Origin of the sequence: Mixta mediterraneensis, assembly GCF_030283135.1 — a bacterium.
GTDB lineage: Bacteria > Pseudomonadota > Gammaproteobacteria > Enterobacterales > Enterobacteriaceae > Pantoea > Pantoea mediterraneensis.
This window is the reverse complement of record NZ_JASUAZ010000001.1, coordinates 120,219-146,332: the sequence shown is the minus strand read 5'-3', so window position 1 is coordinate 146,332 and position 26,114 is coordinate 120,219. Positions and strand designations below refer to the sequence as shown.

At 49.8% G+C, this 26,114-nt stretch carries 22 protein-coding genes; 14 read left to right on the top strand and 8 right to left on the bottom strand.

The genetic code is table 11. The features are described from left to right. Positions 1-318: 318 nt before the first annotated feature. Positions 319-870: an NAD(P)H nitroreductase gene (locus QRY16_RS00680; protein WP_193406930.1), complete on the bottom strand. Its 552-nt coding sequence runs from the start codon at positions 868-870 to the stop codon at positions 319-321. Between the two features lie 173 nt (positions 871-1,043). Here QRY16_RS00680 and sppA point away from each other — a divergent pair, with 173 nt between their 5' ends. The 3 genes from sppA (at position 1,044) to pncA (ending at position 4,630) form a co-directional block, all read left to right on the top strand. Next, positions 1,044-2,906: a signal peptide peptidase SppA gene (gene sppA / locus QRY16_RS00675; RefSeq protein WP_193406931.1), complete on the top strand. Its 1,863-nt coding sequence runs from the start codon at positions 1,044-1,046 to the stop codon at positions 2,904-2,906. A gap of 85 nt (positions 2,907-2,991) precedes the next feature. Continuing rightward, positions 2,992-4,005 carry an asparaginase gene (gene ansA, locus QRY16_RS00670; RefSeq protein WP_289775283.1) on the top strand — a complete coding sequence of 338 codons (1,014 nt, stop codon included), beginning with the start codon at positions 2,992-2,994 and terminating at the stop codon, positions 4,003-4,005. A 16-nt stretch (positions 4,006-4,021) separates the two neighbouring features. Continuing rightward, positions 4,022-4,630 (top strand): bifunctional nicotinamidase/pyrazinamidase, encoded by a 609-nt coding sequence (pncA, locus tag QRY16_RS00665; protein ID WP_193406933.1) that lies wholly within the window; start codon positions 4,022-4,024, stop codon positions 4,628-4,630. 35 nt (positions 4,631-4,665) lie between these two features. On the opposite strand, the gene QRY16_RS00660 is transcribed toward pncA, so the two are convergent. Both QRY16_RS00660 and msrB read right to left on the bottom strand, forming a co-directional pair. Then, the gene (locus QRY16_RS00660) at positions 4,666-4,947 is read right to left on the bottom strand and encodes a YeaC family protein (protein ID WP_289775282.1); all 282 of its coding nucleotides are present in this window, start codon (positions 4,945-4,947) and stop codon (positions 4,666-4,668) included. Between the two features lie 5 nt (positions 4,948-4,952). Then, complete coding sequence (msrB, locus tag QRY16_RS00655; protein ID WP_289775281.1) at positions 4,953-5,363, bottom strand: peptide-methionine (R)-S-oxide reductase MsrB; 411 nt, start codon at positions 5,361-5,363, stop codon at positions 4,953-4,955. A gap of 343 nt (positions 5,364-5,706) precedes the next feature. On the opposite strand from msrB, the gene gapA reads away from it, so the two are divergent. Both gapA and QRY16_RS00645 read left to right on the top strand, forming a co-directional pair. Beyond that, on the top strand, positions 5,707-6,705 hold the full coding sequence (gene gapA / locus QRY16_RS00650; RefSeq protein ID WP_193406936.1) for a glyceraldehyde-3-phosphate dehydrogenase: 999 nt from the start codon (positions 5,707-5,709) through the stop codon (positions 6,703-6,705). Between the two features lie 75 nt (positions 6,706-6,780). Continuing rightward, complete coding sequence (locus QRY16_RS00645; protein ID WP_289775280.1) at positions 6,781-7,656, top strand: D-hexose-6-phosphate mutarotase; 876 nt, start codon at positions 6,781-6,783, stop codon at positions 7,654-7,656. A 16-nt stretch (positions 7,657-7,672) separates the two neighbouring features. Here the strand turns inward: QRY16_RS00645 and QRY16_RS00640 are convergent, their stop codons facing one another. Continuing rightward, positions 7,673-8,524 (bottom strand): aldo/keto reductase, encoded by an 852-nt coding sequence (locus QRY16_RS00640; RefSeq protein ID WP_289775279.1) that lies wholly within the window; start codon positions 8,522-8,524, stop codon positions 7,673-7,675. Positions 8,525-8,595: 71 nt separating this feature from the next. Beyond that, positions 8,596-9,345, bottom strand: coding sequence for a MipA/OmpV family protein (locus QRY16_RS00635; RefSeq protein ID WP_289775278.1), 750 nt, complete (start codon positions 9,343-9,345; stop codon positions 8,596-8,598). 416 nt (positions 9,346-9,761) lie between these two features. On the opposite strand from QRY16_RS00635, the gene yeaG reads away from it, so the two are divergent. The 6 genes from yeaG (at position 9,762) to QRY16_RS00605 (ending at position 18,517) form a co-directional block, all read left to right on the top strand. Then, positions 9,762-11,696, top strand: a complete 1,935-nt coding sequence (gene yeaG / locus QRY16_RS00630) for a protein kinase YeaG (RefSeq protein WP_289775277.1) — start codon at positions 9,762-9,764, stop codon at positions 11,694-11,696. Between the two features lie 86 nt (positions 11,697-11,782). Continuing rightward, positions 11,783-13,060 carry a YeaH/YhbH family protein gene (locus QRY16_RS00625; RefSeq protein ID WP_289775276.1) on the top strand — a complete coding sequence of 426 codons (1,278 nt, stop codon included), beginning with the start codon at positions 11,783-11,785 and terminating at the stop codon, positions 13,058-13,060. 250 nt (positions 13,061-13,310) lie between these two features. Then, a complete protein-coding gene (locus QRY16_RS00620) occupies positions 13,311-15,038 on the top strand; it encodes a potassium/proton antiporter (RefSeq protein WP_289775275.1) in 1,728 nt (575 codons plus the stop codon). 77 nt (positions 15,039-15,115) lie between these two features. Next, entirely contained in the window at positions 15,116-15,349 is a 234-nt protein-coding gene (locus QRY16_RS00615) for a DUF1480 family protein (RefSeq protein WP_193406614.1), read from the top strand. 380 nt (positions 15,350-15,729) lie between these two features. After that, entirely contained in the window at positions 15,730-17,196 is a 1,467-nt protein-coding gene (gene wbaP / locus QRY16_RS00610) for an undecaprenyl-phosphate galactose phosphotransferase WbaP (protein ID WP_289775274.1), read from the top strand. A gap of 127 nt (positions 17,197-17,323) precedes the next feature. Continuing rightward, positions 17,324-18,517, top strand: a complete 1,194-nt coding sequence (locus tag QRY16_RS00605) for a multidrug effflux MFS transporter (RefSeq protein WP_289775273.1) — start codon at positions 17,324-17,326, stop codon at positions 18,515-18,517. On the opposite strand, the gene dadX is transcribed toward QRY16_RS00605, so the two are convergent. Beyond that, positions 18,510-19,580: a catabolic alanine racemase DadX gene (gene dadX, locus QRY16_RS00600; RefSeq protein WP_193406617.1), complete on the bottom strand. Its 1,071-nt coding sequence runs from the start codon at positions 19,578-19,580 to the stop codon at positions 18,510-18,512. The two genes, QRY16_RS00605 and dadX, sit on opposite strands and share 8 nt — an antisense overlap. A gap of 19 nt (positions 19,581-19,599) precedes the next feature. Then, positions 19,600-20,901: a D-amino acid dehydrogenase gene (locus tag QRY16_RS00595; protein WP_289775272.1), complete on the bottom strand. Its 1,302-nt coding sequence runs from the start codon at positions 20,899-20,901 to the stop codon at positions 19,600-19,602. A gap of 508 nt (positions 20,902-21,409) precedes the next feature. Between QRY16_RS00595 and QRY16_RS00590 the strand changes: the two genes are divergently transcribed. Beyond that, entirely contained in the window at positions 21,410-22,945 is a 1,536-nt protein-coding gene (locus QRY16_RS00590) for a SpoVR family protein (protein ID WP_193406618.1), read from the top strand. 48 nt (positions 22,946-22,993) lie between these two features. Here QRY16_RS00590 and fadR read toward each other — a convergent pair whose 3' ends face one another. Continuing rightward, on the bottom strand, positions 22,994-23,713 hold the full coding sequence (fadR, locus tag QRY16_RS00585; protein ID WP_289775271.1) for a fatty acid metabolism transcriptional regulator FadR: 720 nt from the start codon (positions 23,711-23,713) through the stop codon (positions 22,994-22,996). A 212-nt stretch (positions 23,714-23,925) separates the two neighbouring features. Here fadR and nhaB point away from each other — a divergent pair, with 212 nt between their 5' ends. Both nhaB and dsbB read left to right on the top strand, forming a co-directional pair. Further along, positions 23,926-25,455 carry a sodium/proton antiporter NhaB gene (gene nhaB, locus QRY16_RS00580; RefSeq protein WP_289775270.1) on the top strand — a complete coding sequence of 510 codons (1,530 nt, stop codon included), beginning with the start codon at positions 23,926-23,928 and terminating at the stop codon, positions 25,453-25,455. 120 nt (positions 25,456-25,575) lie between these two features. Next, positions 25,576-26,106 carry a disulfide bond formation protein DsbB gene (gene dsbB / locus QRY16_RS00575; RefSeq protein ID WP_193406621.1) on the top strand — a complete coding sequence of 177 codons (531 nt, stop codon included), beginning with the start codon at positions 25,576-25,578 and terminating at the stop codon, positions 26,104-26,106. Positions 26,107-26,114: the final 8 nt, after the last annotated feature.

Below are 26,114 nucleotides of genomic sequence, written 5' to 3'. Positions count from 1 at the left end.
TTAACATGTGTGACACAACTGAAGAAAGCCTCAACAGCGTGCGGCCAGGCAGCTATCTGCGATTCACGGCTCATGCAAAAATGCCAGGGCGTAGCGTTCATTAATAAAATCAAGCAACTATCGCACACCCTGACAGTGTGGCGTAAGGCGAACCCGGCTGACATATCAGCACCCTTGTGCAGCAAATTAAGGCGCTATGTTAGCCTGGAGAGGCGTTCAGAGTAAGCGCAGTTGAATGCGTTCTGGATCATTCGCGCAGGATCCGTTCAATGATGCAGGGCTGATATCCACCCTGCCTTAAAGCATGAACGATGTTTATCAGAAATAACTGACAAAGGGAGTGGTATCAGGATGAACAACGGTGGTGCTCGATTTGAGTTGTGGCGTCCCTAAATACAGAAAGCCAACAATGGCGTCTTGCTCGCGACAACCAAACGCCTTGCGCACAGTTTCGTTATCAGTCCAGGGTCCGCTGCGCCAGATGCCATTAAATCCTTGCGCCGCTGCGGCCATCTGCATCGCCATGACCGCACAGCTTGCAGACGCGATTTGTTCCCAGCGCGGCACTTTATGATGTTCCTGGCAATGCGCGACAACCGTAATGATCATCGGTGCACGAAATGGCGACTGCGTGGCTTTATCAATGGCTTTATCGTCCAGCTGTTTCTCCTTTGCTGCTTTCTCTAACAGTTTGCTCAGGCGCTCACGTCCCTCTTGCTCCACAATAATGAAGCGCCACGGCTGTAGCGTGCCGTGATCGGGTGCGCGCATGCCGGCACGAAGGATATTTTCTAACGCATCTCCAGTGGGTGCGGGTTCAGACAAACGCGAGGCCGAACGCCGATTTACCAGTAATTCAAGTGCATCCATGTTTTTCTCCTGATGGGGTTAATGCTGTTTTAATCCTGGCACAGGCAGATTTTTTGTAACAGTCCGCATGGATTTCCTGCTGACTTTTAGCACGCCGCTCATTAGGATGAGGTCGTCAAGGAGGCCTGGTCCGCATGGCGGCCACTTCCGGCTACGTAAATATGGAGAGTCTGATGCGCACATTGTGGCGAATAATTGCTGGTCTGTTCCGCTGGACATGGCGAGTGCTGAATTTTATCAGGGAATTTATCCTTAATTTATTCCTGATTTTTTTGATTGTAGTAGGTGTCGGAATCTGGCTACAAGTCAGCGGTTCTGGCAACAGTTCTGCCCCTGTGCAGCAGGGTGCATTAAAAGTCGATCTGAGCGGCGTGCTGGTTGACAAACCTTCCGTGAGTAATCGTTTAAGTAAGATCGGTCGTCAATTGCTGGGCGCCAGCAGCGATCGTTTGCAGGAAAACTCGCTATTTGATGTGGTGGACGCGATTCGCCAGGCCAAAGGTGATAAAAACATTAAAGGCATGGTGCTGGACCTGCGGAATTTCGCGGGTGGCGATCAGCCATCACTGCAATACGTTGGTAAAGCGCTGCGTGAATTCCGTGACAGCGGCAAACCGATTTATGCCCTGGGCGACAGCTACAGCCAGGCACAGTATTATCTCGCCAGCTACGCCAGTAAAATCTACCTGTCACCACAAGGTACGGTAGATCTGCATGGTTTCGCGACTAACGGTTTGTATTACAAAACGTTGCTGGAAAAGCTGAAAATAACCTCGCACGTGTTCCGCGTAGGCACTTACAAATCAGCCGTCGAACCCTTCCTGCGTGATGATATGTCGCCCGCCGCACGTGATGCAGACAGTCGCTGGGTGGGTCAGCTATGGCAAAATTATCTGAATACCGTTTCTGCTAACCGTCAAATTACGCCAGAGCAGCTGTTCCCAGGCGCGGCAGCGATTATTGCCGGCCTGCAAGCCGTTAACGGCGATACAGCGAAGTATGCGCTGGATAACAAACTGGTTGATACACTGGCTTCACGAGCCGTTGCCGATCAGCAACTGGTGAAAACATTTGGCCTGGATAAACAGAACAATGATTATCACAATGTCAGCATTTATGATTACGCCGTGAAGCAATCAACCACGCAGCAGGATGGCAATATTGCCGTTGTGATGGCCAACGGTGCCATCATGGATGGTGAAGAAACGCCAGGCAACGTGGGGGGAGATACCACCGCCGCGCAAATTCGCGATGCGCGCCTCGATCCAAAAATTAAAGCTATCGTTCTGCGTGTAAACAGCCCCGGTGGTAGCGTTACGGCGTCGGAAGCGATTCGCGAAGAGTTAGCCGCAGCACATGCTGCAGGTAAACCGGTGGTCGTTTCCATGGGCGGTATGGCGGCTTCTGGCGGTTACTGGATTTCAACACCAGCGGATTACATCGTAGCAAATCCCAGCACGCTTACCGGTTCCATTGGTATTTTCGGCGTCATTAATACGCTGGAAAACAGCCTGGACACCATTGGCGTGCATACCGATGGTGTGGCAACCTCACCCTTAGCCAATGTTGCCAGTACTAAATCGCTGCCTACAGAAGTGCAGCAGCTAATGCAACTGACCATCGAAAATGGCTATCACAACTTTGTCGGCTTAGTGGCACAGTCGCGACATAAAACCCCGCAGCAAATCGATGCTATCGCGCAAGGTCACGTCTGGACGGGGAGCGACGCCAAAAACAATGGCCTGGTGGATGCGTTAGGTGATTTTGATGATGCCGTGAAGAAAGCGGGCGAGCTGGCGAAAGTCTCTAACCCGCAACTCAACTGGTATCAGGATGATCCTACGTTCTTCGACATGCTGTTGAATCAGATGAACGCTTCAGTGCAGGCCGTACTGCCAGCCACGCTGAAAGCCTGGCTACCAGCACCGATGCTCGATGTGATGAGCGCCATGAAGAATCAACCCGGTTTGTTTGATCGCCTTAACGATCCGCAAAATCGTTATGCTTTCTGCCTAAACTGTGGCGTTGTGCGATAAGCCTCTCAGCCCAGCCACTGGCTGGGCTGCTTTTCCCTATTATTCCCCTTATACTTCGCGTTTTACGGCAGGTCTGAGTTCGATAATGCAAAAGAAAAATATCTATGTAGCCTACACAGGCGGCACCATTGGTATGCAGCGTTCTGCACAGGGCTATATTCCGGTTTCTGGTCATCTGCAACAGCAGCTTGCTAACATGCCTGAATTCCACCGCCCTGAAATGCCTGATTTTACTATTCATGAATATCAGCCGCTGATTGACTCATCTGACATGACGCCGCAAGAGTGGCAATCCATTGCTGAAGATATTCGTAAAAATTATGAACAATATGACGGTTTCGTTATTCTGCATGGTACCGATACCATGGCATTTACTGCTTCAGCGCTCTCCTTCATGTTAGAGAATTTGGCGAAACCCGTCATTGTTACGGGTTCCCAGATTCCGTTAGCTGAATTACGTTCCGATGGTCAGCAAAACTTGCTGAACTCGCTGTACGTCGCGGCTAATTATCCTGTCAATGAGGTGACGTTATTTTTTAACAATACGCTTTATCGCGGAAACCGCACGACCAAAGCGCATGCCGATGGATTTAATGCTTTCGCTTCCCCTAACCTGTCGGCTCTTTTGGAAGCAGGTATCCATATTCGTCGTTTGAACACCCCGCCTGCACCGCAAAACGCCGGCGAACTGATAGTGCATACCATTACGCCCCAGCCGATCGGCGTAGTCACCATTTATCCAGGCATCTCCGCGGATGTGGTAAAAAATTTCCTGCGTCAGCCAGTGAAAGCATTGATATTACGTTCTTACGGTGTCGGTAACGCGCCACAAAACGCTGAGTTTTTGGCAGAGCTGCAGCAAGCCAGCGAGCGCGGCATTGTCGTGGTTAATTTGACCCAGTGTGTTTCTGGCAAAGTGAATATGGGCGGTTATGCTACCGGTAATGCACTTGAACATGCAGGCGTTATCAGCGGTTTCGATTTAACGGTAGAAGCAGCGCTGACCAAGCTGCATTTTTTACTTAGTCAAAATCTGTCAAGTGAGCAAATTCGCGCCAGGATGCAGCAAAACTTGCGTGGCGAACTGACCGAAGATTGATATGGAGCGATTTGTAATGAAGCGGGCACTTATCATCATTGATATTCAAAACGACTTTTGCCCCGGCGGCCCCATGGCGGTTCGTGAGGGCGATCAAACTGTCGCCGTAGCTAACCGCTATGCACGTGAATTTCATCAAAACGGTGAATATGTTGTCGCGTTACAGGACTGGCACCCGGTAAATCATGGTAGTTTTGCTTCCGTCTCAGGCGAGCCGGTTTATACCCTGGGTGAACTGAATGGTTTAGCTCAGATTTGGTGGCCGGATCATGGTATTCAGGGTTCGCAAGGTGCAGACTTCCATCCGGCTCTGGAGAGAGAGTTATTCGATGCCACGTTCCATAAGGGCCAGGATGAAGACGTAGACAGCTATAGCGCCTTTTTTGATAACGGACACCGCCGCAAAACTGAACTCGACAGCTGGCTGCGTGAACGCGGTATTACGCATTTAGTCATGCTTGGCCTGGCGACAGATTATTGCGTGAAGTACAGCGTGCTGGACGCACTAGAATTGGGCTATCAGGTGGACGTGATTAAAGCAGGCTGTCGCGGTGTGAATCTCAATCCCGAAGACAGCGAAATCGCTTTTGCACAAATGGCCGCACAAGGCGCGGTTCTTATCTGATCCTTGAAAGGCTGGCTTTATCGCCAGCCCTTCTACTAATGCAGGTTGATACGCGTAACGTCTGGCTCAATCCCAAGCTCTTCTTTGAGCTGCTTTTTGGATTTCATCACCATTTCGCCGCCTTTGCCGATAGTCATATGCTGCGGGACGTCATTATGACGCGCCTGCCATAGCATGACTAACTGCATACAGTTATCACGCTGCGCCTGCGTTAATGCCACGCCATCCGGCCATTTACCGGTTTCAACTGCCGTTGCCAGGCGCTGATAGTCTTCCGGCGTCATCGCATTGAGCATTGCTTCAAGTTCTTGCTTCATGGCAATTACCCTTCTGTTTGATCGCCTTGTTCATCAGTAAAATTTAATGAGGCAGAATTAACACAGTAGCGCTCACCGGTAGGTTGTGGCCCATCGGGAAAAACGTGCCCCAGATGCGCATCACAGTTGCTGCAACGTATTTCAATGCGATGCATACCGTGTGAGTTGTCCTCAATGTAACGAATTGCGTCGTCGCTGACCGGTTGGTAGAAGCTCGGCCAGCCGCAACCTGAATCATATTTGGTTTCAGAAAGGAATAACGGTGAATTACACACCAGGCAGTGATAAATCCCCTCCTGCTTGTTGTGCAATAGTGCGCCGCTAAAAGGCGGCTCCGTACCGCGCTGCTGCGTAACGTAACGCTGCATTTCAGACAACTGCGCAATTTTTGCTTCGGGTGCGGTTTCTTTAGCCATTTTAAGAGAGTCCGGAGGATGTCATTCTGGGAAAATCGACTAATATTCTAACAAATGAACAACATTAGCCGGGTCTTTTTTTGTGCTCATCCTTTCGCCGCGACTTTTACAACGCAAATTTGTGACCCCGATCACCTTTTATTTAGGGTATCCCTTTATATTCGGCGACTGTGTTAACGAAGCGCAATAACGTAATTGTTGCGCAAGCGTTTGCGCAACGAATTATTCCTGTCAAACGGATTGACCTGTCGCAACAATTGACACGATTCCGCTTGACGCCTGGTAAGGTTTTTGTAATTTTACAGCCAACCTTTTATTCACTAACAACTAGCTGGTGGAATATATGACTATCAAAGTAGGTATCAACGGTTTTGGCCGCATCGGTCGCATCGTTTTCCGTGCTGCTCAACAGCGTTCAGACATTGAAATCGTTGCTATCAACGACCTGCTCGACGCTGATTATATGGCGTACATGCTGAAATACGATTCAACGCACGGTCGCTTCGACGGTACTGTTGAAGTTAAAGACGGCGCACTGGTTGTTAACGGTAAGAAAATTCGTGTTACCGCTGAGAAAGATCCGGCTAACCTGAAGTGGGACGAAGTAGGCGTTGACGTTGTTGCTGAAGCAACCGGCATCTTCCTGACCGACGAAACTGCACGTAAACATATCACCGCTGGCGCGAAGAAAGTCGTTCTGACTGGCCCATCTAAAGATGATACCCCGATGTTCGTACGTGGCGCTAACTTCGACAAATACGAAGGACAGGATATTGTTTCTAACGCATCCTGTACCACTAACTGCCTGGCGCCGCTGGCTAAAGTTATCAACGATCAGTTCGGTATCGTTGAAGGCCTGATGACTACAGTTCATGCAACAACCGCAACACAGAAAACCGTTGATGGCCCGTCACATAAAGACTGGCGCGGTGGCCGTGGCGCTTCTCAGAACATCATTCCTTCATCTACTGGCGCAGCAAAAGCCGTTGGTAAAGTTCTGCCAGAACTGAATGGTAAACTGACAGGTATGGCATTCCGTGTGCCAACCCCGAACGTTTCCGTGGTTGACCTGACCGTTCGTCTGGCTAAGCCTGCCTCTTATAAAGAGATCTGCGCGGCGATCAAAGCGGCTTCAGAAGGCGAAATGAAAGACGTGCTGGGCTACGTTGAAGACGATGTAGTTTCTACCGACTTCAATGGCGAAGTTTTGACTTCAGTATTCGATGCTAAAGCAGGTATCGCGCTGAACGACAACTTTGTGAAACTGGTTTCCTGGTATGACAACGAAACTGGCTACTCAAACAAAGTACTTGACCTGATTGCACTGGTTTCTGCTAAATAAGGCAGCCAGACAGCATTGAGAATAAGGGCGACTTCGGTCGCCCTTTTTTATGGTCCGGACAGGAAGGATGCGAACATGCAAGACAAACTGTTTTCTCAACCCGTAATTACCCAAATCACGCCTTATCTGTCACAACGGCAGGCCGGTGAGTTACCCATGATTGTGGTCAACCATCCAAAAGTCCGTGCTGCTATCACGCTGCAGGGCGCACATCTGGTTGCCTGGCAGCCCAGCGGCGAGAAGCCCGTTATTTGGCTGAGTGATAAAACGCCCTTCTCAACAGGAAAAGCGATTCGGGGCGGTGTACCCATTTGCTGGCCCTGGTTCGGACCTGCCGGTGAACCCGCGCACGGGTTTGCGCGTAATCAGGCGTGGGTACTGTCAGCGCATGATGAAAATGAGGATGGCGTAATACTCACCTTTGTGCTGGAAAGCAATGCGCAAACCAAAAAGCTTTGGCCACATGATTTCACCCTGTTTGCACGTTTCCGTCTGGGTCAGCATTGTGAAATTGAGCTGGAGGCGCACGGTGAGTTTGAAGCGACCGCAGCGTTGCATAGCTATTTCGCGGTGGCTGATATTGCTGACGTAGAAGTTAGCGGCCTTGGTAAAACTTACATCGATAAGGTGAATAACAATGCGCAAGGCATTAGTGACGGAAAACAGCGCTATCCTGGCCGTATCGATCGTATTTTTACTCAGGCCGAAGATTGCGCGGTGATCCACGATAAAGCCGGTCAACGCCAGATAGAAGTTTATCATCACCATCAAAGTGACGTTGTCACATGGAATCCGGGCGTTGAGCTTTCATGCAGCATGGCCGATATGGCTAACGAAGGATATAAAACGATGGTGTGCGTCGAGACAGCGCGTATTAATAAGCCGATGCGCAGCGCAGGTGAAAATCCTGCGCGGCTGGGAACAACTTTCCGCTTACGTAGAAAAGCTTAACGATTTTCTTCGCGACTTAAACCACGTCCAGCGGTAATTTATGCTGCGGCGGCGGAAAAGCCTGATTGATAAGATTTAGTTCTTCGTCACTCAACTGCACTTTCAGCGCCGCCGCGTTTTCCTGAACATGCGTCACCGAACTGGCTTTAGGGATAGCAAGCACACCTTCTTTGCGAATCACCCAGGCCAGCAGCAGTTGCGCCACGCTTATGCCCTTTTGTTGTGCAATTTGCTGTAAAACAGGTTCGGAGAATAACGTGTCGCGTAGACGCCCTGCCTGCGCCAGAGGGCAATAGGCCATCACAGGCACGTTACGCTGCTGACATTCTGGTAACAGGTCATATTCAATACCGCGTGAAGCAAGGTGATACAGTACCTGATTGGTCGCACAATGTTGCCCACCAGCTTCGCTCCACAGTTCCAGCATATCGTCGAGATCAAAATTCGATACTCCCCAGTGACGAACTTTACCCTGCTGCTGTAGTGACTCCATGGCGCGGATCGTTTCTTCCAGCGGAATATTGCCGCGCCAGTGCAGGAGATAAAGATCAATGCGATCGGTTTGCAGACGGCTCAGGCTACGCTCGCAGGCTTCTGTCGCATCGTATTCACCTGCATTCCATGGATAAACTTTAGAGACCACCCAGGCGCTGTCGCGCCGCCCTTTCAGTGCTTCGCCAACGACTTCTTCCGCGCCACCATCTGCATACATCTCGGCAGTGTCAATTAGCGTTAGCCCGCACTCCAGCCCCGCCTGAAGCGCGGCGACTTCCTGCTGGCGGTTGGCTGCATTTTCGCCCATATACCATGTGCCCTGCCCGATAGCCGGCAGGGTTTGTCCATTGGCGAACGTAACGGTTTTTTGCATTTTGCTCTCCCGCATCATCTCAGGGCACCACAACAGCGCAGAGAACCTTAAATGCTCTCAATGGGTGCGTATCAGAAGGTGTAACTGACTCCAGCCCAGAGTGTAGACTGGCCGCTTTTATCAATCATCGGGCTGTTTTTGATCTCGCTATCGAAACGCGTGTAACGCCCTACTACGCTGGCATTCCATTGCGGCGAAATTTGGTAACTGGCGCTGAGTTCTACATAAGGTGACCAGCTATCGTCCGGGTGATAACGATCAATACCCGTGCGTGCACTTTCATGCCCGGAGACGCCATAATAGTAGCGGTTTTGATTGGCGCTATTCCACATCGCCCCAATACCAGGCGTAAGCGAGAAATCGCCCATTTCAATGCGGTAAAGGTAGGTTAAATCCCAAATAATGCCATCGCTGTTATTTAGCAGATCGCCTAACAGCGCGGTACGAACGATGCCCCAGTCGGCGGTATGGCGATAAGTTGCCCCACCCATTAATGTCATATGCCGCTTATCCAGCCTTTTCATATCGCCGGCGTCGTTGTCGTCCGGATCATACTGTTGCGGTGACCCCAGCAGCGTTAATGAAAGCTGGTTTTGTGGGTCTTTCCATAAATAGTATCCCCCTTGCAAGCTATGGAACCAGAAGTTCTCCCCTTCGTAATTGATGACCGGAACCGGAAAATAGCGATCCTGACCACCACGATAAGGCGATTCAGCATAAATAACTGATGCGCCAAGGGATAAGGGCGCAGCATGCGCTGTATTAACGAGTAAACAGCAAGGGAAAAGTGCAGTAAGGGCTTTAAGTTTGAATTGGTTCACAATTTATTCATTCCATAAATATAACAATCACCCGGTAGTCTAACGGCTTTTCTCCACGGGTTTAACCCTTATCTGAAGCAGCGTAGCAAGCGTCGGAGGCGAGATGAAATGTTAATTCTTCATTCTGCCCGCTACGTTTCAAATCAAAATGGCTTTGCAGATAAATAACTTTGTTATTGATATATCGCTACATAATCAATACACGCGGAGGAAATTTCTTAAATGCCTTCTACAGTTAGAAGTAAGACGAGACTTTTTGTACGAGCAGAGTAACCATAAGAAGTGTGTATCCCGATTAAAAAACGTCAGGTTGGCATAAGGGTTGCTGTACTCAATAGAGAATATTTTCCGGGAGCTGCATGAGCATCTAATTACGCTCCTTTACCTGTGCTAAAAACGAAAGGACGGGCATCGCTATGAATATATTCGATCACTATCGTCAGCGTTATGAAGCTGCCAAGGACGAAGAGTTCACACTGCAGGAATTTCTTGCTATCTGTAAACAAGATCGCAGTGCATACGCCAACGCTGCAGAGCGACTATTAATGGCTATCGGTGAGCCAGTAATGGTCGATACTGCCCAGGAGCCACGCCTTTCCAGAATATTCTCCAATCGTGTGATAGGACGCTACCCTGCGTTTGAAGAGTTTTACGGGATGGAGGAAGCGATTGAGCAGATCGTCTCCTATCTGAAACATGCCGCACAAGGGCTGGAAGAGAAGAAACAGATCCTCTATTTGTTAGGGCCCGTCGGTGGCGGTAAATCTTCACTTGCCGAACGCCTGAAATCTTTAATGCAGCGTGTCCCTATCTACGTTTTGAGTGCGGATGGCGAGCGTAGCCCCGTCAATGACCACCCGCTTTGCCTGTTTAATCCGCAGGAGGACGCCAACATTCTTGAGAAAGAGTATGGCGTGCCGCGCCGCTATCTTGGCACCATTATGTCGCCCTGGGCTGCGAAGCGTTTGCATGATTTTGGTGGCGATATCACCCGTTTCAAAGTGGTTAAAGTCTGGCCTTCCATTCTGGAACAGCTGGCGATCGCCAAAACTGAGCCGGGCGATGAAAACAATCAGGATATTGCTGCGCTGGTGGGTAAAGTTGACATTCGTAAACTGGAAAATCACGCGCAAAACGATCCTGACGCTTACGGTTATTCCGGCGCGTTATGCCGGGCGAACCAGGGGATTATGGAATTCGTCGAGATGTTTAAAGCGCCCATCAAGGTGCTGCACCCCCTGTTGACCGCGACGCAAGAAGGCAACTACAACGGGACAGAAGGCATCTCCGCCCTGCCGTTCAACGGTATTATTCTGGCGCACTCAAACGAATCAGAGTGGGTCACGTTCCGCAATAACAAGAATAATGAGGCGTTCCTTGACCGTGTTTACATCGTCAAAGTGCCTTACTGCCTGCGCGTGTCCGAAGAGATCAAAATCTACGAAAAACTGCTGGATCACAGTGAGCTGGCAACGTCACCTTGCGCACCAGGCACGCTGGAAACATTGGCTCGCTTCTCCATTCTGTCCCGTTTGAAAGATCCCGAGAACTCCAGCATTTATTCAAAAATGCGCGTTTATGACGGTGAGAGCCTGAAAGATACCGATCCAAAAGCGAAGTCCTGGCAGGAGTACCATGATTACGCGGGCGTTGATGAGGGGATGAACGGCCTTTCAACCCGCTTTGCCTTTAAGATTCTTTCGCGCGTATTTAACTTTGACCACGCTGAAGTGGCCGCCAACCCGGTACATCTGTTCTATGTCCTGGAACAGCAGATTGAACGTGAACAGTTTCCGCAAGATCAGGCAGAAAAGTACCTGGAGCACCTGAAAGGTTACCTGATTCCAAAATATGCTGAGTTCATTGGCAAAGAGATTCAGACCGCTTATCTGGAATCCTATTCCGAATACGGTCAGAACATCTTTGATCGCTATGTTACTTACGCGGATTTCTGGATTCAGGATCAGGAGTATCGCGATCCCGATACGGGCCAGTTATTTGATCGCGAATCACTTAACGCTGAGCTGGAGAAGATTGAGAAGCCAGCCGGGATCAGTAACCCGAAAGACTTCCGTAACGAGATTGTGAAGTTTGTCCTGCGTGCACGCGCGCATAATAATGGCCGCAATCCAAACTGGACCAGCTATGAGAAGCTTCGTACCGTGATCGAGAAGAAAATGTTCTCCAATACGGAAGAACTGCTGCCTGTGATCTCGTTCAATACCAAAACTTCGACGGATGAACAGAAAAAACATGATGATTTTGTCGATCGCATGATGGAAAAAGGCTATACCCGCAAGCAGGTCCGTCTGCTGTGTGAATGGTATCTGCGTGTGCGCAAATCGTCCTAATCAAAGCCGGTAAGCACGCGGTGCGGAGCACCGTCATCAAGGTCGGGCATGCCCGACCTGCTTACACTGTAGTTTGGGGGAACAAAATGGCCTATTTCATCGATCGCCGACTGAACGGCAAAAACAAGAGCGCGGTCAACCGCCAGCGTTTCTTGCGCCGCTATAAGTCACAAATCAAGCAGTCGATATCCGAGGCCATCAACAAGCGCTCGGTGACAGACATTGAAAGTGGCGAATCCGTTTCAATTCCTAATGACGATATTAACGAACCGATCTTCCATCAGGGACGCGGCGGTAACCGCCACCGCGTTCATCCCGGCAATGATCATTTTGTACAAAACGATCGCATTGAACGACCGCAAGGCGGGGGCGGCGGTAGCGGTAGCGGCCAGGGCAATGCCAGTCAGGATGGCGAAGGCCAGGACGAATTCGTTTTTCAAATCTCAAAAGATGAATACCTTGATCTACTGTTTGAAGATTTGGCCCTGCCTAACCTGCGTAAAAATCAGCATCGTCAGTTAAATGAATATAAAACCCACCGCGCCGGCTTCACCTCCAACGGTGTGCCAGCCAATATCAGCGTGGTGCGTTCACTGCAAAATTCATTGGCGCGCCGTACAGCGATGACCGCCGGTAAACGTCGTATGTTGCATGAACTGGAAGACTCCCTGATAGCGATGGAAAAAGCGGAACCGGCGCAACTTCTCGAAGAGGAACGGCTCCGTAAAGAGATCGCTGAATTGCGGGCGCGTATTGATCGCGTTCCGTTTATCGATACCTTTGATTTACGCTACAAAAATTTTGAGAAACGTCCTGAGCCTTCCAGCCAGGCCGTAATGTTTTGCCTGATGGACGTGTCTGGCTCAATGGACCAGGCGACTAAGGATATGGCAAAACGTTTCTACATTTTGCTTTATCTGTTCCTGAGTCGAACCTACAAAAATGTAGATGTGGTGTACATTCGCCACCACACCCAGGCTAAAGAAGTTGATGAGCAAGAGTTTTTTTACTCACAGGAAACAGGCGGCACCATCGTTTCCAGTGCCCTCAAGCTGATGAATGAGGTAGTAGAAGAGCGGTATGACCCGGCACAATGGAACATTTACGCCGCGCAAGCCTCGGATGGCGATAACTGGGCAGATGATTCGCCGCTATGCCATGAGATTTTAGCGAAACATATTCTGCCGGTGGTGCGCTATTACAGCTACATCGAAATAACGCGCCGGGCGCATCAAACGCTGTGGCGTGAGTATGAACACTTACAAACAGCCTTCGATAATTTTGCTATTCAGCATATTCGCGAGCCAGAGGATATTTATCCGGTATTCCGTGAATTGTTTCACAAACAGGCGGTAGAAGCCTGATGCCACCAGCCGGTCCCTGACCGGCTTCTTTATTTATCCGCCGAATAACCTGTTAAAATAACCCTTTTTCCACCTCTGGCTTGCCAACCCCTTCATTCTTCACGTTAATATCGTTCGGCCAGGGTATTAACTTTTGCTGTAACACGTATATTGTCGATGACAACTCATTGATAAAACATTATCTTTCACAGATAGCATGGAATATTGCCACATTCGCTCATACCGTCCTTATTATCGCAGGAGACCGGGTTTGAACCACAATATTGTTTATAGTCTGTTTATCATTGGTTCTGTGCTGGTTGCATCAAGCATTTTACTCAGTTCAATCTCTTCGCGTTTAGGCATTCCAATTCTGGTTATCTTCCTCGCCCTGGGCATGTTGACAGGTGTTGATGGCATCGGTGGCATTGCCTTTGATAACTACCCGGCGGCGTATCTCATTTCAAACCTGGCGCTGGCGATCATTTTGCTGGATGGCGGGATGCGGACCAAGGCCAGCTCATTCAGAGTCGCGCTCGGTCCTGCGCTTTCGTTAGCCACAGTTGGCGTAATGATTACAGCCGGTTTAACGGGGCTGATTGCGGCATGGTTATTTAAGCTGGATATGATGCAGGGCTTTCTGATTGGCGCGATCATTGGTTCTACCGATGCGGCGGCGGTGTTTTCATTACTGGGCGACAAAGGACTTAACGAACGCGTCAGCTCAACGCTGGAAATTGAGTCAGGCAGTAACGACCCGATGGCGGTATTTCTGACTATCACGCTAATTGAAATGATCCAGCAGGGACGAACCGGTCTCGACTGGATGTTCGTGGTGCATTTAGTGCAGCAATTTGGTTTAGGTATCGCGCTGGGCCTTGGCGGCGGCTGGGCGCTGCAACAGTTAATAAACCGCATTAATCTGGCCAGTGGTTTGTATCCTTTACTGGCCTTAAGCGGCGGTATTTTAGTTTTTGCGCTGACTACGATGCTGGAAGGTAGCGGCATCCTGGCAGTTTATCTTTGCGGCTTTCTGCTGGGTAACAGCCCTATCCGCAACCGCCACGGTATCTTACAAACCTTCGACGGTATGGCCTGGTTAAGCCAGATCGGTATGTTTATCGTGCTCGGCTTGCTGGTGACCCCTTCCGATCTCTGGCATATCGCCGTTCCTGCCATGATCCTGTCGCTGTGGCTGATTCTGGTGGCCCGCCCTTTGTCTGTCTTTATTGGCCTGTTGCCGTTTCGCAATTTCACCGGGCGCGAACGCATCTTCATCAGTTGGGTGGGGTTACGCGGTGCGGTGCCAATCATTCTGGCGGTGTTCCCAATGATGGCTGGATTAGAGAATGCCTCGCTCTACTTTAATATTGCCTTCTTTGTCGTGCTGGTCTCATTAATGCTGCAAGGTACATCGTTAGGCTTTGCAGCGAAGAAAGCCAGGGTAGTGGTACCGCCAACGGCGTCACCCATCAGCCGTATTGGCCTGGATATTCATCCGGAAAACCCCTGGGAACAGTTTGTTTACCAGCTTAGCGCAGACAAATGGTGCGTTGGTGCAGCCTTGCGTGACTTGCAGATGCCGCGTGAGACGCGTATCGCCGCGTTATTCCGCGATAACGTGCTGATGCAACCTAATGGTGGCACCCGGCTAAAGGAAAACGATGTAATTTGCGTGATCGGCCGTGAACGCGATCTGCCCGCGCTAGGTAAGATGTTCAGTCAGTCGCCGCCGGTTTCCCTGGATCAACGCTTCTTCGGCGACTTCATCCTCGACGCTGACGCACGTTTGCGTGATATTGCCCAAATATATGGCCTTGAGCTGGATGAAGAGACTAACGATCAGCAATCACTGGGACAGTTAATGCTAAGTATGCTTGGCGGCACGCCGGTAGTTGGCGACCATATTGAATGGAATCAGTTAACCTGGACCGTGGCGGAAAAAGAGGACAACCGCATTAGCAGAGTCGGGGTTCGTCCGGCAGAAGACAAGGATTAATCTTAAACAAACCGCCTCGTAATTCGGCGTAAACCCACTAAGCTAAATATTTAACCCAGAACAAACGGGAGAAATAAATGGGACACGTCGTTAAAATTGGCCGTTACGAGATTATTGATGCCGAACTCGACAGCGAAAAACTGGAAACCGTCAGCATTCCTTGTCAGACCAATCCCGGCCTGAGTTATCAGCTTGACGGCTGGGACGTTGAGACCAGTGTTCCTGCATGGATTGATGGTAATCCTGTGGATCTGGAAATAGCGCATTACGATAAAGAAGGCGATCGCTGGATATTAAAGAAACCGGCCTGATTTCGGAATATTTACCGCCAGACTTTTTATTTGGCGGTAATTCTGAAAATGCATCTTAAATTTATTGGTTATAACCGGCAGAAAAAATTTTTTATCCTTTACTTTCAAAAGATTACAGCGATAAAACTTAAGCGCTTTTTTTCTTTTTCAGAATTGTTCCGTATTAACTCTGTCAAATAACTCCTGCATACACTTAAACATTGCTGCAGTTTTTCGTGATGGTCATCACGCCTTTTGCCGTCACGCGTATCGCAGCGCAAATGGCGCTATTGACTGTAATTCACTGAAAAAGCTTTTTAAAAATTTTTCAGTAGCCACTCCTGAGCGCGTACTTGATTCTGGTCAGGCCATCTTTTACTTAAGAAAAGAGAGCAGGTTTTATGGCAAGTACATTAGTAATGAATGATGCGAGCCGCTCATGGAGCGGAACGCGCAAAAATATTATCGTAAAGCTCGCCCTGAGTTTTTCCGATCTGATTGCATTAAATTTGGCGCTGTTTTTATCCGCCGCAACAATCCAGGGGATTTGGGGAGAGCTGGATTCATTTATTCCACCGCATCAAATCGAATACCGTTTTATTGCACAGTTTATTATGTCAGTTATGTGTACTGGCTGGTTCTGGGTTCGGTTGCGCCATTACACTTATCGCAAACCGTTCTGGTTCGAACTGAAAGAGATAATAAAAACCCTGTTTGTCTTTTCTTTATTTGATCTTGCTCTGATAGCTTTTTCTAAATGGGATTTTTCACGCATGGTTTGGGTGTTCAGCTGGACTTACGCCCTGATACTTCTGCCACTGATGCGTGCATTGGTAAAACGCGCCATCAACAAAGCCGGGCAATGGCAAAAAGAGACCATCATTATTGGCTCAGGCAAAAATGCCACCGAAGCTTATGCCGCCTTGCAGAGCGAAGAAATTCTTGGCTATAACGTGCAGGCATTTATTTCAATTGATGACGAGCCACAGCAGAAAAGCGTCAATGACGTTCCGGTCATTACCTGGAAAGATATTAACTGGCAAACCATTGACCGTGACAATATTCAGTTCATCGTGGCGATGGAGTATGAGCAGCAACCGATGCGCGACCAATGGCTGAAGTTTCTCTCTAAAATGAACTGTCGTTCGGTCTCGGTTATTCCTACGTTACGCGGTGTGCCGCTGTACGGCACCGACATGTCGTTTATCTTTAGCCATGAAGTGATGATTTTGCGGGTTAGCAACAACCTGGCCAAACACTCATCACGCTTCCTGAAGCGTGCCTTCGATATAGTGGTTGCCTCTATGCTGCTGGTGTTCCTGGCTCCTGTTTTCGCGCTGTTGTGCTCAATGGTGAAACGCGATGGCGGTAACGCGATTTATGGTCATGAACGTATCGGACAGGATGGAAAAAAATTCAAGTGCCTGAAGTTCCGCTCTATGGTCACCAACTCGAAAGAGGTGCTGGAAAATTTACTCGCCACCAGTGAAGAAGCGCGTGCTGAATGGGATAAAGATTTCAAGCTGAAAAACGACCCGCGCATTACCCGTATCGGGAGTTTCCTGCGTAAAACCAGCCTGGATGAGCTACCGCAGTTATGGAACGTAATCCGTGGTGAAATGAGTCTTGTCGGGCCGCGCCCGGTTATTGAAGCTGAACTGGAGCGTTACGCGGGTGATGTTGATTATTACCTGATGGCGAAACCCGGTATGACCGGCTTATGGCAGGTGAGCGGTCGTAACGACATTGATTACGATACGCGCGTCTATTTTGACTCATGGTACGTTAAAAACTGGGCGTTATGGACAGATGTTGCCATCCTGTTCAAAACCGCTGGCGTCGTTATTCGCCGTGACGGGGCTTATTAATAGAATCGCTAAGATGCCTGTTTTGCACAGGCATCGTATTTTATACGCGTGATCCCCTTCCCTTTTGCTCGTTGAGTTATTACCCTCTCCGCCTCGTTTTTAACAGAACGCTTACCCTCTGGTTACTATGCAAAAATTTACGTTATTGTTATTAAGCCTGGTGCTACTGGCACCTTTAGGCATTGATCTGTACCTGCCCACCTTGCCGCAAATTGCTGAGGGTTTGCATACACCCGTCAGCCTGATCCAGACCACCATACCGCTGTTTCTGCTGGTAATGGGGCTAGGTCAGTTGATTACAGGCCCTTTGGTTGACAACTATGGCCGCAAGCCCATTGCGCTGATCGGCCTGGCGCTTTATATCATCGGCAGTGCGATTGCCGCGACGTCAACCTCATGGCCGCTGTTTTTGATTGCACGCGTGGTGCAAGGCTGCGCAGTGTGTTGTAGCGCCGTGGTGGCTTTCAGTGGCGTGCGCGATCGCCTCAGCGGTGATGACGCTGCACGTGCTTATGGCTTTCTGAACGGCGCATTGAATATTGTTCCGGCGCTGGCACCGCTGCTGGGCGGCCTGCTCGCTAGCGCATTTGGCTGGCGTGCGCCCTTTTGGTTCTTGTGTGGATACGCGGCGCTGATCATGCTGTTAGTGATTATCGGCTTGCCCGAAACACGCCCGGCCAATACATTGCGCGTCAAAGGTTTGCCTATCGCGCAATACGCTGAAATTCTACGTCAGCCACGTTTTCTGGCTTTTGCCTTTGCTAACGCGGGCGCGCTCGGTATGGTGTTGACCTATGTTTCGCTGGCACCGCAAGTATTGATGACCGAAGGTGGGTTATCTCCCTTGCAGTTCTCTTTCGCGTTTGGCGCTAACGGCTTTTGGATTATGCTGGTTAGCGTGTTTGTGAATAAAACTATTCGCAAAGCTGGCCGTCCGTTTTGTCTGGCGATGGGGTTTATCACAATGCTACTTGGCGCGCTGCTGTTAATGGCGGGCATGTACCTGCTTCCCGCTTCGATACAAAACCATTGGGCGCTGTATATGCTGCCGGTGGCGATTTCAGTTGCCGGTTTAGCCTTTACCGTTGGCCCTGCCACCAGCTACGCTCTGGAGCCGTATCAGCAACAGGCTGGCGTTGCGTCGGCACTGCAAGGGTTTATTCAGATGGCGGGAGGCGCCGCGGGCAGCCTGTTAATTGTTGTCCTGCCGATAGCCGAGAAGCTGTCGCTGGCGTGGATGATGTTGTTAGGTGCAGCGCTGGCGCTGATTGCCTGGCGCTGCAGTAACAATGTGCGTGGTACGCTGACCTCGCTTAAATAATGTCTACCGGAACGCGGGGCGCCAGAGCACACATCAGCTCATAACCCACCGTTCCGGCTGCTTTCGCGACCTGATCAATTTTTACCTGATCGCCCCACAGCTCTACTTTTGAACCGATCCCCGCCTGTGGACAAGGGGTTAAATCGACGGTAATCATATCCATCGAAACGGCACCAACCACCGTTGTCATGATGCCATCGACACAAACAGGGGTGCCGGTTGGTGCATGACGAGGATAGCCATCCGCGTAGCCACACGCCACAACGCCGATGCGCTGGGCCTGTTGAGCATGATAACGGTAGCCGTAGCCCACGCCGTCGCCCGGATTCAATTGCTGTACGCCAATGATTTCACTGTTCAGGGTCATCACTGGCTGTAAGCCACTGCTGGCGACATCCTGCCAGTCTCCACTCGGTGAAGCGCCATACAGCACAATACCGGGACGCACCCAGTCAAAATGCGCTTCAGGGTGCCATAACGTACAGGCAGAATTAGACAGCGAACGTGGGCAGTTAAGCCCTTCAGCGGCACGTTCAATACGCTGCAGCGGGTCAATTAAGCCTTCAGGGTTTTCAGCGTCCGCGAAATGCGCCATCAGCGTCATGTCACCCACATTATTTAATGTACGCAATTTTTGCCAGGCACCGTTAATCTGCTCAGGGCGAAAGCCAAGCCGGTTCATTCCGCTGTTTACTTTTACATATATATCAACGGGTGCGGACAGGTTTGCTGTTGCCAGCGCTTTAATCTGCCAGTTGCTATGCACGCTGGTGGTTAAGCGATAACGATCGATTAACGGCAAATCATCTTCATGAAAAAAGCCTTCCAGCAACAGGATCGGTTTATTCCAGCCCTGCTCACGCAGCAAAATGGCTTCTTCGAGATTAAGTAGCGCAAAGCCATCGGTTTCCGCCAGACTCTGCCAGACGCGCATAATGCCGTGGCCATAAGCATTCGCTTTCACTACCGACCAGATGCGCGAATGTGAAGCAGCCTGACGAACGATCGCCAGATTATGCCGCAGCGCCTGTTGATTGACGGTAGCGGCAATAGGACGTGACATATCTCTTCTCCCTGAAGGCTTAACGTGTGGCGTTGGCGTTACGCAGCGGTGATGTCCGCGCGTTGAATCCGGGCAAATAGCGGAATACCGATAAATCATCCGCTGCAATCGCCGGTTTCTTGCCAGAAATAAGATCCGCCAACAGTTGACCAGAACCACAGGCCATCGTCCATCCCAGTGTGCCGTGTCCGGTATTGAGATAAAGATTGGTAAGCGGCGTGGCACCTACGATCGGCGTACCATCTGGCGTCATCGGGCGTAAACCGGTCCAGAAGCTGGCCTGTTCAACATCACCGCCTTCAGGATAAAGATCGCTGACCACCCTCTCCAGCGTTTCACGCCGCGCATTTAACAGTTTGGTGTTAAAACCAACAATTTCCGCCATGCCGCCCACGCGGATACGATCGTCGAAACGCGTCACCGCAACTTTATACGTTTCATCCAGCACGGTTGATACCGACGCGGCATCAGGGTTTTTAATCGGAATAGTGAGTGAATAGCCTTTAAGCGGATAGACCGGAATATCGACGATATTTTTCAGTAAGGCGGTCGAATAAGAGCCAAACGCGACAACGTAGCTGTCAGCTTTGATCACTTCCTCACCACATTTAATGCCGTAAATGCGATTTCCCTCGCGCAGCAAATGATCGACTGAAGTATTAAAGCGAAACACTACGCCTGCTTCTTCAGCCATTCGGGCCAGACGCTGGGTAAACAGCTGACAATCGCCGGTTTCATCATTCGGCAGGCGCAACCCGCCAGTAAGCTTATGCTGCGTGGTAGCCAGCGCGGGTTCCACCCTGACCAGTTCGTGGGCCTGTAGTAATTCATAAGGCACGCCAGCTTCACGCAATACGTCTATATCTTTGCTGGCGTTATCAAATTGCTGTTGAGTACGAAACAGCTGTAAAGTGCCGCCCTGGCGTCCTTCATAGGCGATACCGGTTTCGGCACGCAGCGCTTTTAAACAATCGCGACTGTATTCAGCAATACGCACCATACGGCTTTTATTCTGCTGATAGTGGTTCATATCGCAGTTACGCAGCATGTTCCACATCCACTCCAGCTGGAAACGACTACCATCCAGACGGATCGCCAGCGGCGCGTGACGCTGGAACATCCATTTTACCGCTTTGAGGGGCACGCCCGGCGCCGCCCACGGTGCGGCATAGCCAGGGGAAATCTGACCGGCATTGCCTGCACTGGTTTCCATTGCTGCCGCAGGCTGGCGATCGATAACCGTTACCTGATGCCCCGCCCGGACCAGATACCAGGCGCTTGCTACACCCACAACGCCACTCCCCAGAATCACTACGTGCATATATCCCCCGCCGTAATATGTAAAAGCATAATCCACTAACCCTAAGCTAATATTCAGCGCAATGGTTTTGTGGGATTCCACCGCTAATTAATACAACTATTTCACATCTTTTTTATCAAACTGGTAACTAAAAACTTGCCAGGCAATGAAAATTAGAGATTTATGCGCCTTTTAAAATAAAATCAGGGATTAATGACGAGACATCCAGTTAATTCATCTTTTATCAGGAGATTAAGCCAGTCCCATACAATACGTTTATAAACGATATTAAATAATTCGTAATATTTAAAATAAAGAACATAAAACTATTAAAACCCAGCGTATTGCTATTCAGATGATTTTCTTCCAAATAAATTCGTTTGAGTTCCGGTTTCGGATAGGCGACAGTGAACTATCATTGAAATGTTCGCTTAGTGTTTTGGGTTTTCTTTCTCAGGATGAAGCCTTAAATAACCGAAACAGGCTACCCGGCCGGGTAAGCCAGTTTGCTAAAACAGAGAGGTGCGCTATGACGACTATCTTTGACGATCCCATTAAGGACAGCAAACGACTCAGTGATGGACCAGACTGGACATTCGACCTGCTTGATGTTTATCTCGCTGAGATTGACCGCGTGGCTAAACTCTACCGGCTCGATACCTATCCGCATCAGATCGAAGTGATCACTTCCGAGCAAATGATGGACGCCTATTCCAGCGTCGGTATGCCCATTAATTACGCGCACTGGTCATTCGGCAAAAAATTCATCGAAACCGAACAGCGCTATAAACACGGTCAGCAGGGGTTAGCGTATGAAATTGTGATCAATTCCAATCCCTGTATCGCTTACCTGATGGAAGAGAACACCATGACGATGCAGGCGTTGGTGATGGCGCATGCCTGTTACGGCCATAACTCTTTCTTCAAAAATAACTACTTATTCCGTAGCTGGACCGATGCCAGCTCGATTGTCGATTACCTGCTGTTCGCTAAAAACTATATTACTGACTGCGAAGAGCGCTATGGCGTGGAAGAAGTTGAGCGTCTGCTCGACTCCTGTCATGCATTGATGAATTACGGTGTTGACCGTTATAAACGCCCGCAAAAAATCTCTTTGCAGGAGGAGAAGGCCCGGCAGCAAAGCCGCGAAGAGTATCTGCAAAGCCAGGTTAATACGCTCTGGCGTACCCTGCCGCGTCGTGAGAAAGAAACGGTGCAGGTCGAAGCGACGCGCTATCCTTCTGAACCCCAGGAAAATCTGCTCTATTTCATGGAAAAAAATGCGCCACTGCTGGAGTCCTGGCAGCGCGAAATCCTGCGTATTGTGCGTAAGGTCAGCCAGTATTTCTATCCACAAAAGCAAACGCAGGTGATGAATGAAGGCTGGGCGACCTTCTGGCATTACACTATCCTCAACCATCTTTATGATGAAGGAAAAGTGTCAGAACGCTTTATGATGGAGTTCCTGCACAGCCATACCAATGTCGTTTTCCAGCCGCCCTATAACAGCCCCTGGTACAACGGTATTAATCCTTATGCGCTGGGCTTTGCCATGTTCCAGGACATCAAGCGTATTTGCCAGTCGCCAACGGAGGAGGATCGTTACTGGTTCCCGGATATTGCCGGTTCTGACTGGCTGGAAACGCTGCATTTTGCGATGAGAGAATTCAAAGACGAGAGTTTTATCAGCCAGTTTTTATCGCCAAAAATTATGCGTGATTTCCGTCTGTTTACCGTGCTGGACGACGATCGCAATAATTATCTGGAGATCGCGGCAATTCATGATGAAGCGGGTTATCGCGCTATCCGCCAACAGCTTTCTGCGCAATACAACCTGAGTAATCTCGAACCTAATATTCAGGTTTATAACGTGGATTTACGTGGCGATCGCTCGCTCACGCTGCGTTATGTGCCGCAGAGCCGTACACCGCTGGATAAGAGCCGCCGTGAGGTGCTCAAACATGTGCATCGCTTATGGGGATTCGATGTGATTCTGGAACAGCAGAATGAAGATGGCAGCGTGGAGTTGCTGGATCGTAATCCTTCACGCGGCAGCCCGCTTTAAACGTTCTGCCCATAAAAAAACCGGACAGGACGTCCGGTTTTTTTATACTTAGCGCTTGCTGCCTAAATCGTCTGGCATACTTTTCTGCATATTGTGCCAGATTTCACCGCTGCGTCGTCCGTACTCGCGCACGGTACTAACAATTTCATCCTGAGCGGGCTGGCCTTCGCACAGCGTTAATAATTTCTGATAGAAATCTCGTGCGGTTTGACGTGCTTCTGGATTAGAGAAGTAATGCCGGCCCACGCGCGTATATAACCCTTTTAAGCCGTTAAGGATCAATCCATAAATCGGATTACCAGAGGCAAAAGCCAGGCCGCGGAATACGCGATAGTCCAGCTCGGTATAGGCTTCTGCCTGATCATCTGTATTAGCCACGGTTTCTAAAACAACACGTGCTTTATCAGGATAATGACGCAATGCGCGGCTGATAAAGATAGACGAGATATTAGTACGCACCGACAGCAAATTATCGATTAACACCGGCACGCTGTCATGATCAAGACGTGCCAGCGTTTCAAGAATATTGAGACCTGACGTCTCCCAAAAATCATTGACGCGAGTCGGTTTACCATGCTGGATTGTTAACCAGCCATCACGCGCCAAACGCTGTAAAACTTCGCGCAATGTAGTGCGCGTAACTCCAATTAATTCAGAAAGCTCACGTTCAGCAGGCAGAATTGACCCTGGCGGAAAGCGGCTATTCCAGATGCTTTCAATAATATACTCTTCAGCAAATCCCGCTGGGCTCTGAGCCTTGATGACCATAGCAGTTTGTTCTCGTTGCTTTCTTTATTGCGATGGGCACTCATCATACCAGACGCCCTATAGCGGATATAGCCTGGAAACTATTAAAAGCGCGCGCTGACGCAAAATCCGACCGCTTTGTTGCATGGCGTTTGACAACGTTTGCACCTTATCCTGCTGAAGATTATCCTTTGCGGCACAAACGCATCCACAACAACAGGATATTTCAGCGGATGGATATAACTTACGCCCAGGCATTTAAAAGGAATTTCCTCGGTCAGTCGCCGGATTGGTATAAAGCATTGATGATTGGCTTTTTGATCCTCAATCCCCTGATGTATTTTTTTGTCAGCCCCTTCGCTGCCGGCTGGCTTTTAGTGAGCGAATTTATTTTTACTTTAGGTATGGCGCTTAAATGCCACCCGTTATTACCGGGCGGCTTGCTGGCAGTTGAAGCCATTTTTACTGGCATGGCAAGTGCTGAGCAGGTTAAGGCTGAGTTAGCCAATAATCTGGAGGTCTTACTGTTATTAATCTTTATGGTGGCGGGCATCTTCTTTATGAAGCAGCTGCTGCTGTTTGTTTTCACCCGATTACTGCTGACGCTACGCTCGAAAGTACTGCTGGGCCTGACATTCTGCCTGGTGGCGGGCTTTCTTTCTGCTTTCCTCGATGCGCTAACCGTTTTGGCGGTAGTCATCAGCGTGGCGATAAGTTTCTATGAGATTTATCACCGTGTGGCCTCCGACGCTAAATTCCAGGGACACACCATAGCCCAACGCGAAACGCTGGATCAGTTTCGTGCCTTCTTACGTAGCCTGATGATGCAGGCGGGCGTCGGTACGGCACTGGGCGGCGTAATGACCATGGTCGGTGAGCCGCAAAATCTGATTATTGCTCACGCTGCTGGCTGGAATTTCGTGCAGTTCTTTCTTCGCATGGCACCCGTTACCGTTCCCGTGCTGCTATGTGGTATAGCAACCAGTATCTTTGTCGAGCGCTTTCGCCTTTTTGGTTACGGTGTCACTTTGCCTGATGCTGTGCGCCAGCTTTTAGTTGACAGCGATCGCGAAGCAGCCGAACAACGTACCCGTCAGGATACGCTGAAATTGTTAATCCAGGCTGCAATCGGCATTTGGTTAATTGTCGCGCTGGCTTTTCATCTGGCTGAGGTCGGTTTAATCGGTTTGTCTGTCATCATTCTTGCGACCTCGCTGTGCGGTATCACTGATGAGCACACGCTGGGTCAGGCGTTTACTGAAGCGCTGCCTTTTACCGCGCTGCTGGCAGTGTTTTTTGCCGTTGTGGCGGTGATCGTTGAACAACATCTTTTTAGCCCGCTGATTACTTTTGTCCTCAATGCTGAACCTGGCACGCAGCTTAACTGGTTCTATGTGTTTAACGGCTTGCTTTCTTCCATATCCGATAATGTGTTTGTTGGATCGGTTTATATCAACGAAGCGAAACACGCACTGGAAAGTGGGGCCATCGATTTGCGTCAGTTTGAGCTGTTAGCTGTTGCGACAAATACCGGCACCAATTTACCTTCAGTGGCCACACCAAACGGCCAGGCGGCCTTTTTGTTCCTGCTGACGTCTGCTTTAGCGCCGCTGATTCGCCTCTCGTATGGACGGATGGTGTGGATGGCGTTGCCCTTTACCCTGGTGTTATCGGTTGTGGGTTTCCTCTGCATTCAGTATTTGCTGGTTCCTCTTACCGACAGCATGATAAGCGCAGGCTGGGTTTACTCACCCCACTTTTAATCCCGGCTAATCTGGATCAATTTTACGTCATGTTTGTATACGATTTTAAACGAAACCGGGCTGGCACAGACCTCCTTTTGGTTTACACTGCGGGACATTAACCTTTACAGGGAAGACAATATGTTGCGATATTTGAATCAAAGCTCCCGGGGTCGCGGAGCCTGGTTATTGCTGGCCCTGACGGCACTGGGGCTTGAAGTGGCGGCGTTGGGGTTCCAGCATATTATGGGCTTAGCACCCTGCGTCATGTGTATTTATGAGCGTTGTGCATTATTCGGCATAATGGGCGCGGGGATCGTGGGTGCCATCGCCCCTAAATCACCGTTACGTTTTGTCGCCCTTCTGATTTGGTTGTACAGCGCGTGGGAAGGTTTACGGCTTTCGTGGGCACACACCATGATTCAGTTGCACCCCAATCCTTTCGCAACCTGCGATTTTGCTGCACGCTTTCCAGACTGGTTGCCGTTGAGCAAGTGGCTGCCTTCGGTATTTGTCGCCAGCGGCGATTGCGCAGAACGCAGCTGGTCTTTTCTGACGCTGAGCATGCCTCAATGGATGATAGTGATATTCGCAGCCTATTTGCTGGTTGCGGTATTCGTGCTGGTTGCGCAACCTTTCAAAGCCCGGCGTCGCGATCTGTTTAGCCACTAACAGAATAA

Excerpts from the sequence above, each read along its gene's own strand:
- QRY16_RS00615 (WP_193406614.1), top strand. The coding sequence starts at position 15,116 with ATGGGACACGTCGTTAAAATTGGCCGTTACGAGATTATTGATGCCGAA.
- QRY16_RS00660 (WP_289775282.1), bottom strand. The coding sequence starts at position 4,947 with ATGAAGCAAGAACTTGAAGCAATGCTCAATGCGATGACGCCGGAAGAC.
- dadX (WP_193406617.1), bottom strand. The coding sequence starts at position 19,580 with ATGTCACGTCCTATTGCCGCTACCGTCAATCAACAGGCGCTGCGGCAT.
- dsbB (WP_193406621.1), top strand. The coding sequence starts at position 25,576 with ATGTTGCGATATTTGAATCAAAGCTCCCGGGGTCGCGGAGCCTGGTTA.
- QRY16_RS00645 (WP_289775280.1), top strand. The coding sequence starts at position 6,781 with ATGCAAGACAAACTGTTTTCTCAACCCGTAATTACCCAAATCACGCCT.
- QRY16_RS00590 (WP_193406618.1), top strand. The coding sequence starts at position 21,410 with ATGACGACTATCTTTGACGATCCCATTAAGGACAGCAAACGACTCAGT.
- pncA (WP_193406933.1), top strand. The coding sequence starts at position 4,022 with ATGAAGCGGGCACTTATCATCATTGATATTCAAAACGACTTTTGCCCC.
- QRY16_RS00640 (WP_289775279.1), bottom strand. The coding sequence starts at position 8,524 with ATGCAAAAAACCGTTACGTTCGCCAATGGACAAACCCTGCCGGCTATC.
- yeaG (WP_289775277.1), top strand. The coding sequence starts at position 9,762 with ATGAATATATTCGATCACTATCGTCAGCGTTATGAAGCTGCCAAGGAC.
- fadR (WP_289775271.1), bottom strand. The coding sequence starts at position 23,713 with ATGGTCATCAAGGCTCAGAGCCCAGCGGGATTTGCTGAAGAGTATATT.
- QRY16_RS00625 (WP_289775276.1), top strand. The coding sequence starts at position 11,783 with ATGGCCTATTTCATCGATCGCCGACTGAACGGCAAAAACAAGAGCGCG.
- QRY16_RS00605 (WP_289775273.1), top strand. The coding sequence starts at position 17,324 with ATGCAAAAATTTACGTTATTGTTATTAAGCCTGGTGCTACTGGCACCT.
- nhaB (WP_289775270.1), top strand. The coding sequence starts at position 23,926 with ATGGATATAACTTACGCCCAGGCATTTAAAAGGAATTTCCTCGGTCAG.
- msrB (WP_289775281.1), bottom strand. The coding sequence starts at position 5,363 with ATGGCTAAAGAAACCGCACCCGAAGCAAAAATTGCGCAGTTGTCTGAA.
- QRY16_RS00595 (WP_289775272.1), bottom strand. The coding sequence starts at position 20,901 with ATGCACGTAGTGATTCTGGGGAGTGGCGTTGTGGGTGTAGCAAGCGCC.
- sppA (WP_193406931.1), top strand. The coding sequence starts at position 1,044 with ATGCGCACATTGTGGCGAATAATTGCTGGTCTGTTCCGCTGGACATGG.
- ansA (WP_289775283.1), top strand. The coding sequence starts at position 2,992 with ATGCAAAAGAAAAATATCTATGTAGCCTACACAGGCGGCACCATTGGT.
- QRY16_RS00680 (WP_193406930.1), bottom strand. The coding sequence starts at position 870 with ATGGATGCACTTGAATTACTGGTAAATCGGCGTTCGGCCTCGCGTTTG.
- wbaP (WP_289775274.1), top strand. The coding sequence starts at position 15,730 with ATGGCAAGTACATTAGTAATGAATGATGCGAGCCGCTCATGGAGCGGA.
- gapA (WP_193406936.1), top strand. The coding sequence starts at position 5,707 with ATGACTATCAAAGTAGGTATCAACGGTTTTGGCCGCATCGGTCGCATC.